This window comes from Kushneria sp. EE4 (assembly GCF_977968315.1).
The window spans coordinates 1,641,211-1,652,544 of the sequence record NZ_OZ386212.1; the positions used below are offsets into that span (position 1 = coordinate 1,641,211).

11 protein-coding genes are annotated in these 11,334 nt (G+C 61.9%); 3 read left to right on the forward strand and 8 right to left on the reverse strand.

The window, feature by feature from the left end:
• Positions 1-612 carry a LysE/ArgO family amino acid transporter gene (locus ACXMYO_RS07560; RefSeq protein WP_457808295.1) on the reverse strand — a complete coding sequence of 204 codons (612 nt, stop codon included), beginning with the start codon at positions 610-612 and terminating at the stop codon, positions 1-3.
• Positions 613-749: 137 nt separating this feature from the next.
• Positions 750-2,264, reverse strand: a complete 1,515-nt coding sequence (gene betC, locus ACXMYO_RS07565; RefSeq protein ID WP_457808296.1) for a choline-sulfatase — start codon at positions 2,262-2,264, stop codon at positions 750-752.
• Positions 2,265-2,461: 197 nt separating this feature from the next.
• Between betC and ACXMYO_RS07570 the strand changes: the two genes are divergently transcribed.
• Complete coding sequence (locus ACXMYO_RS07570) at positions 2,462-3,481, forward strand: serine hydrolase domain-containing protein (protein WP_457808297.1); 1,020 nt, start codon at positions 2,462-2,464, stop codon at positions 3,479-3,481.
• Between the two features lie 79 nt (positions 3,482-3,560).
• Here the strand turns inward: ACXMYO_RS07570 and ACXMYO_RS07575 are convergent, their stop codons facing one another.
• From ACXMYO_RS07575 to ACXMYO_RS07585, 3 genes are all read right to left on the reverse strand, one after another.
• On the reverse strand, positions 3,561-3,755 hold the full coding sequence (locus ACXMYO_RS07575) for a hypothetical protein (protein ID WP_438768003.1): 195 nt from the start codon (positions 3,753-3,755) through the stop codon (positions 3,561-3,563).
• A 540-nt stretch (positions 3,756-4,295) separates the two neighbouring features.
• Positions 4,296-5,885 carry an ABC-F family ATPase gene (locus tag ACXMYO_RS07580; protein WP_438768004.1) on the reverse strand — a complete coding sequence of 530 codons (1,590 nt, stop codon included), beginning with the start codon at positions 5,883-5,885 and terminating at the stop codon, positions 4,296-4,298.
• Positions 5,886-6,003: 118 nt separating this feature from the next.
• Positions 6,004-6,534: an ankyrin repeat domain-containing protein gene (locus ACXMYO_RS07585; protein WP_438768005.1), complete on the reverse strand. Its 531-nt coding sequence runs from the start codon at positions 6,532-6,534 to the stop codon at positions 6,004-6,006.
• 202 nt (positions 6,535-6,736) lie between these two features.
• On the opposite strand from ACXMYO_RS07585, the gene ACXMYO_RS07590 reads away from it, so the two are divergent.
• Complete coding sequence (locus ACXMYO_RS07590; RefSeq protein ID WP_438768006.1) at positions 6,737-7,705, forward strand: ATP-grasp fold amidoligase family protein; 969 nt, start codon at positions 6,737-6,739, stop codon at positions 7,703-7,705.
• On the opposite strand, the gene ACXMYO_RS07595 is transcribed toward ACXMYO_RS07590, so the two are convergent.
• On the reverse strand, positions 7,696-8,964 hold the full coding sequence (locus tag ACXMYO_RS07595) for an MFS transporter (protein WP_438768007.1): 1,269 nt from the start codon (positions 8,962-8,964) through the stop codon (positions 7,696-7,698). The two genes, ACXMYO_RS07590 and ACXMYO_RS07595, sit on opposite strands and share 10 nt — an antisense overlap.
• Before the next feature lie 91 nt (positions 8,965-9,055).
• Positions 9,056-10,279 carry a winged helix-turn-helix domain-containing protein gene (locus tag ACXMYO_RS07600; RefSeq protein ID WP_457808298.1) on the reverse strand — a complete coding sequence of 408 codons (1,224 nt, stop codon included), beginning with the start codon at positions 10,277-10,279 and terminating at the stop codon, positions 9,056-9,058.
• Between the two features lie 84 nt (positions 10,280-10,363).
• Between ACXMYO_RS07600 and ACXMYO_RS07605 the strand changes: the two genes are divergently transcribed.
• Positions 10,364-10,819, forward strand: coding sequence for a hypothetical protein (locus tag ACXMYO_RS07605; protein WP_457808299.1), 456 nt, complete (start codon positions 10,364-10,366; stop codon positions 10,817-10,819).
• 18 nt (positions 10,820-10,837) lie between these two features.
• Here ACXMYO_RS07605 and ACXMYO_RS07610 read toward each other — a convergent pair whose 3' ends face one another.
• A complete protein-coding gene (locus ACXMYO_RS07610) occupies positions 10,838-11,323 on the reverse strand; it encodes a LabA-like NYN domain-containing protein (protein ID WP_457808300.1) in 486 nt (161 codons plus the stop codon).
• Positions 11,324-11,334 lie beyond the last annotated feature (11 nt).

Genomic DNA, 11,334 nt, shown 5'->3' on the forward strand with positions numbered 1-11,334 from the left:
TCACGAAGGCACAACCATCGGCCACAGCAAGGACAGCGCCACGATCCACATCAAAAAGGCCATCACGCCGTCCAGAATCTGCCAGGCCCGGGGTCGGGCCAGAAGCGAGCGCAGGCGCACGGCGGCGTATCCCAGCGCGAAAAAGAAAAGAAAGGAGGCCATCACGGCGCCGGTCAGAAAGGCCGCCCGTGACGCCTGCTGCGCCGACACCGCGCCTGCCAGCACCACCGTGTCCAGATAGACATGCGGATTGAGCCAGGTCAGCGCCAGACACAGCGCCAGCGTTTTACCCCGGGAAGCGCCGGTCCGGCCGGCCGGGTTGAGTGCCCGGCCACCGCGCAGGGCAGAGACCATGGCCTGCCCGCCGTAGAGCAGTAAAAAAAGCGCCCCGGCAAGGCGCATGACGGTATCAAGGTTCGGGAAGTACACCGTCAGGGTCGCGGCGCCATACACGCCAAACGTTAACAGCAGGGCATCCGACAGCGCACAGGTCAGACAGACCATGAAAAGATGCTCGCCGCGAAGGCCCTGACGCAGCACGAACGCGTTTTGCGCGCCGATCGCCATGATCAGTGACAGCCCGAGCCCAAGCCCTGTCCAGAATGCCTGCATGTCGCGTCCCCTCTGTATGGTTCCAGACAGTGAGGGTACGCGTGTGGCCAAACGCTGCCATGAAAGCTCCTGATACCCCATTCGACGCTTTCATGAGAGGGGCTCGAACGGGCCAGGGCGGACAGTCCGCCCCCCCTCTACTCCCCGCGCGGGAAGCGCTGGGCCTCCTCCAGAATATTGAGATCCATGTGGTTGCGCATATAACGCTCGGAGGCCACCTGTAGCGGCTGGTGATCCCAGGGGAAGTAATGCCCGTTGCGCAGGGCTTCATAAACGATCAGACGACGCGCCTGGCTTTCGCGCACGTCGGCGTCAAAGCGCGCCATGTCCCAGCGCGAGCGCATCCGGCGGGTAAAATCCTCAAGCACTGTCGCATACTCCGGGTCTTCGGCCAGGTTGCGCTGCTCGTCCGGATCGTCTTCCAGATTGAACAGCTGGGGCGGGTCGACCTCGCAGTGGTTGAACTTCCACTGCCCATCGCGAATGGTCACCAGCGGCGCAATCGTGCCTTCGGCGGCGTATTCCATATAGACCGGGGTGTCACGCGTGCCGCCGGTCATCAACGGCATCAGCGACTCGCCATCGGTCCAGTCAGCGATGGCACTCAAATCGATGCCGACCAGATCGGCCAGCGTTGGATTGATGTCGATCGCCGAGACCGGCGTGGTCACCGACCGGGGCTCGATGCCCGGCGCGCTGATCATCAGCGGCACCCGCGAGGAACCTTCAAAGGGGCTCATCTTGAACCACAGCCCGCGCTCGCCGAGCATGTCGCCGTGGTCGGAGACAAACATCACGATGGTGTTGTCATCCATCCGGGTGCGCCTGAGCACATCCAGAATGCCGCCGATTTTGTCATCGACATACGACAGGTTGGCAAAATAGCCCTGCCGTGCCCGGCGTACGTTGTCCGGTCGGATATCAAATCTTGTGTAGTCGTTGGCCTCATACAGACGCTGTGAGTGCGGGTCCTGCTCACTATAGGGCACCTCGGCAAGCGTCGGCTCAAGGTGGTCGCAGTCGTTATAGAGATCCCAGAATTTGCGCCGTGCCACGTAGGGGTCGTGCGGATGGGTAAAGCTCACACACAGCGCCCAGGGCCGCTCATCGTGACCGCGCGCGAGATCAAGGAGTTTTTGCTCGGCGTGAAAGGCGACCTCGTCGTCATACTCCATCTGGTTGGAGATTTCAGCCACGCCCGCCCCGGTCACCGAGCCCAGATTGTGATACCACCAGTCAATGCGCTCCCCGGGCCGGCGATAGTCCGGCGTCCAGCCGAAATCGGGCGGATAGACATCCGTGGTCAGCCGGCGCTCAAAGCCGTGCAGCTGATCGGGCCCCACGAAATGCATCTTGCCGGACAGACAGGTTTGATAGCCGGCGCGGCGCAGATGATGCGCCCAGGTCGGCACGCTAGAGGGAAATTCGGCAGCGTTGTCGTAGACACCGTTGCGGGAAGGCAGCTGCCCCGACATGAAGGCCGCCCGTCCCGGCGCGCAGAGATAGCTTGGGGTGTAGGCGTTGTTGAACCGTACGCTGCGCCGGGCCAGCGCCTTCAGATGTGGCGTGTGCAGAAAGTCGGCCGGGCCATCCTCGAACAGCGTACCGTTGACCTGATCGGCCATCAGGATCAATACGTTGGGTCGCGTCATGTCAGTCTCCGCAAGTGGATGAAGGGGCATCACTGTGCGGTTCAGCATGCCCGCTCGACGCCGCCTGCGGCGAATGATTTATCACGGGGCTGGGGCCGGGCTCAGCTGGGCCTGCCGCCATCAGGGATAAGCAAACGTTCGGGATATACGCCACACTTCGAAGCATCTACTGACGTTTTTTCAAGGGAGTGGCCTGCATGCGACAGCCCGGACACGTGTGTTATGCCCTGATGATGGCCAGTGTCTTCTGGCTGCTGTCGATGCCCTCAATGGCCGCCCCTGCCACCCCGGACGCCTCTGCACTGAATCAAGTGGCAGAGCGCGCCGGTACCCTGCCCCGTACTCATACCCTGATGGTCGCCATCGATGGCAACACCGTCATCGACCGCGGCTATCGCGGCCACCGCACCGACCGGACAGCCAACATCAAGTCGCTGTCCAAGACGCTGATATCGGCGCTGGTGGGCGCAGCCATCGAGCGCGGCGTCATCGAAAGCGTCGATCAGCCGATCGTTGAGCTGCTTTCGCCGGATCAGATTCCCGCAGACGCCGACCCGCGCATACGCGACATTACCGTGGGGCAGCTGCTGTCGATGCAGGCAGGCCTTGAGCGCACCTCCGGACAGCACTACGGCGCCTGGGTGGCCAGTCGCGACTGGGTGCGCAACGCCCTTTCACGCCCCTTTGTGGCTACGCCGGGCGGGCGAATGCTCTACTCCACCGGCAATACGCACCTGCTCTCGGCGGCGCTGACCCATACCACCGGCCGCTCAACGCTTGCGCTGATGCGCGACTGGCTGGGGACCCCGCTGGGCATCAGCATACCGCCCTGGACGCGCGACCCGCAGGGCATCTATTTCGGCGGCAACGAAATGGGTCTGACGCCGCAGGCGCTCATGGTGTTTGGCGAAATGTATCGCCTGAACGGGCGCTACAACGGCCGGCAGGTGCTCTCCAGTGACTGGATTGCTACCTCTTGGCAGCCGCGCACGCACTCGTTTTATAACGGTAGCGATTACGGCTACGGCTGGTTTCGCGGCGAGATCGAAAATGAACCGGTGTACTACGGCTGGGGCTACGGCGGGCAGGTCCTGTTTGTGGTGCCAGGACTTGAAATGACCATGGTTTTGACCTCGGACCCCATGCCGCCGTCAAGCGGCAGCTATCTGGGTCAGATCCGGGCACTGGTCGGGGCGCTGATCCGGGCCGCCGGGTAAACGAAGGCCCCGACGGCACGAGTGATATCAGACCGGGCCTGACCGAATCATGACGGTCAGGCCGACATTCGATGTGTCGCTACTCGTTGCGAAGCTGTTGCTCGGCCTGCTTTTCGGCCTCTTCCTGCGTCAGTCCCTTTGTTTCCATCAGACGTACCATCAGCCGCTGTTTTTCAGCGTCTTCATACAATCGGTCGCTGTTGGTGGCCACCGCAACCTGTGTCTTGAGACCGCTTTTGAACTTCTCGAACTGCTCGCTGCCGTGCTTGCTCATGGTGAACCCTCCCTGTTGGCATGACAGATTCTGGGATTCATTCAGCGCTTGATGGTTCCCGCCATAAGGCGCGTGCAGGGGAACGCAGGGCCTCACTCAGGGCGTTTGGATTACGTGGCATTACAGTTTTAAGGGTGCCCCGCCCGGACATTATTTTCAGACCACACGATGCGCTAACACCGGTTATGAAATCCTGCCTTTTCGGTTATCCGACAGCGCACAGTGCGTAACCCGGGATCATCAAATGGCATCGGAATGTGATAGCAACAAAGAGCCACAACGGCACAAAAAATCCTGCTATCCGGCAGGACCACTCCATATCATCAGCTTCTTTATTGCTTGCACGTTCAAAATAGTGTGTCCTGGTTTACGCCGAGCGCTTTGGCAACGACTGGATCATGCTGCCCAATGCCACCTACGGCAGCTGGAGTGATGCCGTACTTGAAGGCTGGGACAAGCCGCTCGAGCCGTAACCGCGCTCTGGCCAGCATGAAAAAAGCCCCGCCAATGGCGGGGCTTTTTTCAACGATCACACCAGCATCAGCCGTAGATGCCCTGACTGCGCAGGTAGTCCTCGTAGCTGCCGCTGAAGTCCACGATGCCGTCATCCTTCATCTCGATGATGCGCGTGGCGAGTGAACTGACAAACTCGCGGTCGTGGCTGACAAAGATCAGTGTGCCGGGATAGTTGTCGAGCGCCAGGTTAAGCGCCTCGATCGATTCCATGTCCAGGTGGTTGGTGGGCTCATCCATCACCAGCACGTTGGGCTTTTGCAGCGCCAGCTTGCCAAAGAGCATGCGACCCTGCTCACCGCCGGAGATGACCCGCACCGACTTGCCGATATCGTCGTTGGAAAAGAGCATCCGCCCCAGCGCCGAGCGCACCTGTTGCTCGCCCTGGGTGGTCCACTGCCCCATCCAGTCAAAAAGCGTGTCGCCGCTTTCAAAATCGGCGGCGTGGTCCTGGGCGAAATAGCCGACTTCAGCGGCATCGGTCCACTTCACTTCACCGCTGTCGACTGTCATGTCGCCGGTCAGGCAGTTGAGCAGCGTGGTCTTGCCGATCCCGTTGGGGCCGATGATGGCCACGCGCTCGCCGGCTTCGACCTGCAGCCCGAACCGCTTGAACAGCTGATTATCACCCCAGGCCTTGCTGATGTTTTCCACCGTCAGCGCCTGGCGATGGATCTTTTTGTTCTGCTCAAAGCGAATGAAAGGGCTAACGCGTGAAGAGGGCTTGACCTCTTCAAGCTGGATCTTGTCGATCTTGCGCTGGCGCGATGTCGCCTGCTTGGCCTTGGAGGCGTTGGCCGAAAAGCGGCTGACAAACTGCTGAAGCTCGGCGATCTCGGCCTTTTTCTTGGCGTTGTCGGAATGCAGACGCTCACGCGCCTGGGTGGCAGCGATCATGTACTCGTCGTAGTTGCCCGGGAACAGGCGCAGCTCGCCGTAGTCCAGATCGGCCATGTGGGTGCAGACGCTGTTCAGGAAGTGACGGTCGTGCGAGATGATGATCATCGTGGCACGACGCGCCTTGAGAATGTCTTCCAGCCAGCGGATGGTATTGATGTCCAGATGGTTGGTCGGCTCATCGAGCAGCAGCACATCCGGGTCGGCAAACAGTGCCTGCGCCAGCAGCACGCGCAGTTTCCAGCCCGGCGCTACCGTGCTCATCAGATCCTGGTGCTGCTCATCACCGATGCCCAGCCCCTGCAGCAGCTCGCCGGCACGCGCCTCGGCGGTGTAGCCATCCAGCTCGGCATAGCGCACTTCGAGATCGGCGACCTTCATGCCGTCCTCTTCGGACATTTCGGCCTGACCATAGATGCGCTCACGCTCGGCGGCCACGTGCCAGAGCTCTTCATGCCCCATGATGACGGTGTCGATCACCCGCTCGTTTTCAAAGGCGAACTGATCCTGGCGCAGCTTGCCCAGCCGTGTGGTGGCATCCTTCATGACCTGCCCGCCGGAGGGCTCCAGATCGCCGCCCAGGATTTTCATGAAGGTGGATTTACCGCAGCCGTTGGCGCCGATCAGACCGTAGCGATGGCCGTTGCCGAACTTGACCGAGACGTTTTCAAACAGCGGCTTCGGGCCAAACTGCATGGTGATATTGGCAGTAGAGAGCAAGAGAGCGTTCCGAGAAAGCGCCCGAGCCGGAAAACCGGCTCGGGCGTGAATGATGAAGTCTGGCGGGAGATTGTACGCGTCTGCCGTAAGACTTTACAGGCAGGGGTGGGCGGAAGGCTCAATCCGAGCCGGTCTGGCCCAGAAGTGCCGGAGTATGCTCGGCCCCCATCGCCTGAGCCAGCTCGCCGGCGGTCATGCCGCGGCTTTCACGTCGCGACGGATCAGCGCCCTTTTCCAGCAGGTATCGCGTGATGTCAACGTGATCAAACATGGCCGCAAACATGAGCGCCGTTTTGCCGTCCGGCGCGCAGCCGTCAATCTCGGCGCCGTGCTCCAGCAGCAGTTCAACCATGGGCATATCACCCTTGAAGGCCGCGCCGGACAGCGGGTTCTGGCCGTTGTCGTTGCGCATTTCAGGGTCGGCGCCATGCTCAAGCAGTACCTTGACCGTTTCGAACTGGCCGTGATAGCTCGCAAGCATCAACAGGCTGTCGCCTTTCTGGTTGCACATATTGGGCGGCAGACCATGTCCCAGCCACTCCCTGAATTTCTCGGCATCGCCCACGCGCGCCATGTTAAAGATTTCGGTGGCCAGCGCGATCGTCTCTTCATCGATCTCGCGGGGGCCCTGCGCGTTGTTGTCACTCATGATCGTCTCCGCTCCAGAATCGGGCAGGACCTGCCTGCATCCCTGCCTGCCACAAGAAATATTTGATACGACAGTATCCGTTGTCAAAAAATACCCGGCGTAGACATTAATTAATAGCCTTTAACAATTACTTAATCAACAAGTGCATCAATACTGCTATCGTCGCGACACTTTTTTAGTCCGTGTTTCATGGAAGGTGTCCATGGCCGATAACGCCCTTTTCCCTCAGCCCCTGTCCCTGCTGCGACTGCGCCAGCGATGCTCTGAAGGCCTTCGACGCGTCAAGCGCTCTGATCGATGCGAAGCCCTTCGCCAGTTCGAAAAACGCTTTGGCCGGGCCCCCTCTCTCGAGACACCGCGCACCTGGAGCGAGAAACTGACCTGTTTCAAGCTCAACGCCGACCGCCCGGTGTTTCGCGAGCTGGCCGACAAGCTGGCAGTGCGCGATTTCGTGGCCGATACGCTGGGCCAGCAGCACCTGATTCCGATGCTCGCCTCCGGCCCGGTGCTGACGCGCGAGATGTTCAACATTCTGCCCGGCCAGTTTGTCATCAAGGCCAATCATGGCAGCGCCATGAACCGCATTGTCACCGACAAAAGCAGCCTTTCCTTTGACGAGCTCAAACGTCAGACCGATGACTGGCTCAGCCGAAACTTTTATATGGGGTCGCGCGAGACCCAGTACCGTCACATTGCGCCGCAGCTGGTCGTTGAACGGCTGATGCTTGATGACAACGGCAATATCCCGGCCGATTACAAGTTTCACTGCTTCAACGGCGCCGAGGGCTCGCACTGCGTCATTCAGGTCGACAGCGACCGCTTCAACGGCCACTGCCGGGACTACTTCACTACCGACTGGCAGTGGCTGCCGCTGCAGGTCAAATACGCCAACAGCGATGCGTCACGCCGGCCGGCAAGGCCCGATACCCTTGAGACCCTGCTCGACTGCGCCAGAACGCTTTCAAAAGGATTTGCCTACGTGCGGGTGGATCTCTACAGCATTCAGGGCCGGGTCTATTTCGGTGAAATGACCTTTACCCCGGGCAGTGGCTTTGAGCGCTTTGAGCCATACCACGTCGATGAGCAGTGGGGAGAGTATTTCGATCTCGAGCAGCAGCTGTCGCTTCACACGCTGGAAGACCTGGCGCGCGCCCGACAGGCTCAGACCTGAGAGCGTGTCTCTGTCGGTGAGGCCTGCGCCCTGTCATCTTCCATCCGGGCCTGACGCTCGGCACGGGCCCGACGCCGGATGGAGATGGTGTAAAGCATGGCACAAAGCCCCAAGCCTGCCAGACTACACAGCGCCGCAAACAGGAAAATGCTTGAGTAGCCGGCCCGGCCGGCGATAAAGCCCGCCAGCGGTCCGGTCAGGCCGACCGCGGCATCCAGAAAAACCGAATAGGCGCCCAGCGCCGCGCTGCGACTGGTGGAGGCAATCTTGGCCACCGCTACCACACCCAGCGCCGGGTAGATCAGCGACACGCCAAGCCCTGCCAGCACCGCGCCCAGTAGCGCGATGCCCGGATGAGCGGCCTGCCACAGGGCCACAAGCCCGAGCATTTCGACGGCAAAGCACACCAGCGTGACGCGATAGCCGCCAAAGCGGTTGATGGTATCGGCAAACAGCACGCGCGCCGTAATGAAAGCCGCCCCGAAAGCACTCAGCCCCCAGGCGGCGTGTGACCACTGCTGCTCGGCGTAATACAGCGTGATGAACGTGGCAATCACGCCGTAGCCGACCGAGCTCAGCGCCAGTGCCCCGCCGTAGGGCGCCATCACTCGAAAGACGCGGGCAAACGGCACCCGCTTGCCGCTGACGATCGGTGACGCCGGCCGGCGCCAGGCAAGCGCCAGCGCCAGCGTCCCGATCAGCACGATGAAAAGCCCCACGCTTGCCACCCCGAGGTTCTGCGCCAGCACAGCCCCCAGCGGCGCACCGATGGCCAGCGCCCCAAAGCCTGCAATGCCGTTCCAGGAGATGACCTTGCTCATCAGGGCCGGCCCCACCAGCCCGATCCCCCAGCTCAGCGACCCGGTGCCGATCATGCCCTGCGAAACCCCCAGCATCAGTCGGCTCAGAACCAGCAATGCCAGGCTCACAAGCGGCCACTGAACGCTCAGCGCCGCCAGAAGAATCAATGCGCCGTTGAGCGCGCAGCCGCTCATGCCCAAAAGCACCACGCGCTTGGCGCCGAGCCGGTCGGCCATCTGGCTGGAAAAGGGGCGCGACAGCAGGGTCGCCACGAACTGAAGGCTGATGACCGCCCCGACCGTGACGGCATCAAAGCCCAGCGAGCCGTGCATCCAGGGCGGCAGCACCGTCAGCGTCATGCCGATACACAGCATGCTGACAAAGGTGGAGCTGACGATGGCGATAATACGAAGATTGGTGCCTGCAGGGGCTGCTTCAGCAAAGCGATCAGAAGACATGGCTTGGGTCGGCTGTGATAACGGCGTGAAGTTGTATGACATTTACCATACGCCTGACGCCGCCCTTGTAACAGTTCGACGTTCGACGCCGTCAGGCATCGACACCCATCGATTCAAGCGCTCGATCAAGCGGGTCGCTGCCCTTGATCTGCACCCGGGCAAGCCCCAGAAAGCGGGCCAGCCGTACAAGCTCTTCATAAAGCGCCGGTGCCAGGGTCTCTATTGCGACATTCGCTTCGGGGTGGGCGGCAATCACCTGCAGCACGCCCGCGGCGCGTTCGGCCTTGAGATCGACGCGAGCTGCCATCCGCCCTGCCAGCATGAAAGGCAGCACGTAATAGCCATACTGGCGCAGATGCGCCGGCGTATAGATTTCGATGCGGTAGCGAAAATCAAACACCCGGGCGGCCCGTTCGCGGTCCCACATCAGCGGATCAAAGGGCGACAGCAGCGCACTCGCCTCGCTCGCCCGGCGGCTGACACGTGCTTTTGCATGCTGCCAGGCCGGTATCGACCAGCCCTCCACCGTGACAGGCACCAGTTCACCGGCATCCACCAGCGCTTCGATCCGTGCCCGCGTCTCGCGAGCATCAAGGCGAAAGTAGCGCTGAATGTCGCGCGCACTCGCCACCCCCATGGCCTGTGTCGCACGAGAGATCAGCGCGCGCTGCGCCTGTGGCGGTGACAGCTCGGGGGCCTCGACGGCGTCGCGCCCGACCACCCGCTCGGGCAGATCATAGACCCGCTCGAAGTTACCGCGCCGGTGCGCCACCAGCACCTGACCGCTCCAGAACAGATACTCAAGCGCCGACTTGCCGTGACTCCAGCCCCACCAGCTGCCCTGCCCGCGTCCGCCGCCAGTCAGATCGGACGCCGCCAGCGCGCCACGGTGGCGAATCTCGTCCAGCACCTGCTCGATAAACGCCGGCTGCTCGCGGGAAAAGCGCTCAAGGCGCTTATAGAGGCCACCGCCGCCATCACGGGCACGCTGCATGCGAAAGCGATAGAGCGGATAGTCTTCAACAGGGATCAGCGAGGCTTCATGCCCCCAGTATTCAAACAGGCGACGCTGTGACGGCGACCCCTGGTTAAAACGTTCGAGCCGGCGCCGGTCGTAGGGCCCCAGCCGGGAGTACAGCGGCATGTAATGGGCACGACACAGCACGTTGACGCTGTCGATCTGCAAAAGCCCGAGCCTTCGGATGAGGCGCAACAGCGCTCGACCGTCCGGTTGCGAGCCGTCGCGGTCGGCGCCAAAGCCCTGTGCCGAGAGCGTCATGGCGCGAACGCACTCGGTAGAAAGATAACGGCTCATGGCGCGGCGTGCTCCTGTCGTATACCCTGGCATGACCTCAAAACGCCGCCGGTACGGCGTCTGTCACGTTCGTGGAGTCCGTTCATGATCAAGTCTCTTGCCCTGCCTCACTGCTCGATCGGCGCCCTGCTGCTGTCCGGTCTGGTGTGCGCCACGACGGCCGCAGCCGTCCCGCCGGTTTCCGATCGCGCCGGACTGCCCGATGACGCCCGCCCGATCTGGATCGGTGATCAGCGCTACTACCTTGCCCGCGATACCTGGTTTGTAGCCTCCGCCAGCGACGCCCGCTATACGCCAACGCCCACTCCACGAGAGGTTCAGATGGCCGGGGCCGATCTGTTCGATGTCATTGCCTACCCCATCAACGACCAAAGCCTGCACCAGCAGCAGCAGGACCGCGGTGCATGTCATCGCTGGGCCATCGATCAGGCCGGCTTTGATCCTGCAGCAAGTCTTGAGCCGCCCTCACGCCTGCAGGCCGGCACCTATCATCGCGCGCTGGCCGCGTGTCTGGCGGGGCGTCACTACAGCGTTCAATAGTGTCCAGGCGCGACCGGCTCAGCGCCGGGTATTTTGTAACAGGCCGCCTTCGATAGGCACAAAATGGTCGGCCGCCTGTCGCAGGGCCTGGGCGGTCAGCGCCTGAACGCCGTAAACGTCGGCCCGGACGCCAAAGCGCTGTCGGATGCGCGAGAGCAGCTCGGCAAAATCGCCGTCTCCCGAGATCAGTACCACCCGATCCACCTCGCCGGCCGTCTCGAACACATCCAGCGTGATCCCGACATCCCAGTCGCCCTTGGCGCTGCCATCGCGGCGCTGAATAAAGGGCTTGAGACGCACCTCAAAGCCGATATCGCGCAGCGCGTGCTGAAACTGCTGCTGGCGCGGGTCGTGGCGCTCGATGGCGTAGGCATAGGCGGCAACGACCGTATCCTCGCCCACGGCGTGGCGCCAGAGCGCGGCGTAGTTGACCTGGCAGCCAAAGGTTTCGCGGGCGGTGTAATACACGTTCTGAACATCGGCAAAGAGCGCAACTCGGACCATGGGATCTCGAT

What these genes read in the sequence shown, in the direction of transcription:
- ACXMYO_RS07560 (WP_457808295.1), bottom strand. Translation starts at nt 612, where the DNA reads ATGCAGGCATTCTGGACAGGGCTTGGGCTCGGGCTGTCACTGATCATG.
- betC (WP_457808296.1), bottom strand. Translation starts at nt 2,264, where the DNA reads ATGACGCGACCCAACGTATTGATCCTGATGGCCGATCAGGTCAACGGT.
- ACXMYO_RS07570 (WP_457808297.1), top strand. Translation starts at nt 2,462, where the DNA reads ATGCGACAGCCCGGACACGTGTGTTATGCCCTGATGATGGCCAGTGTC.
- ACXMYO_RS07575 (WP_438768003.1), bottom strand. Translation starts at nt 3,755, where the DNA reads ATGAGCAAGCACGGCAGCGAGCAGTTCGAGAAGTTCAAAAGCGGTCTC.
- ACXMYO_RS07585 (WP_438768005.1), bottom strand. Translation starts at nt 6,534, where the DNA reads ATGAGTGACAACAACGCGCAGGGCCCCCGCGAGATCGATGAAGAGACG.
- ACXMYO_RS07590 (WP_438768006.1), top strand. Translation starts at nt 6,737, where the DNA reads ATGGCCGATAACGCCCTTTTCCCTCAGCCCCTGTCCCTGCTGCGACTG.
- ACXMYO_RS07595 (WP_438768007.1), bottom strand. Translation starts at nt 8,964, where the DNA reads ATGTCTTCTGATCGCTTTGCTGAAGCAGCCCCTGCAGGCACCAATCTT.
- ACXMYO_RS07600 (WP_457808298.1), bottom strand. Translation starts at nt 10,279, where the DNA reads ATGAGCCGTTATCTTTCTACCGAGTGCGTTCGCGCCATGACGCTCTCG.
- ACXMYO_RS07605 (WP_457808299.1), top strand. Translation starts at nt 10,364, where the DNA reads ATGATCAAGTCTCTTGCCCTGCCTCACTGCTCGATCGGCGCCCTGCTG.
- ACXMYO_RS07610 (WP_457808300.1), bottom strand. Translation starts at nt 11,323, where the DNA reads ATGGTCCGAGTTGCGCTCTTTGCCGATGTTCAGAACGTGTATTACACC.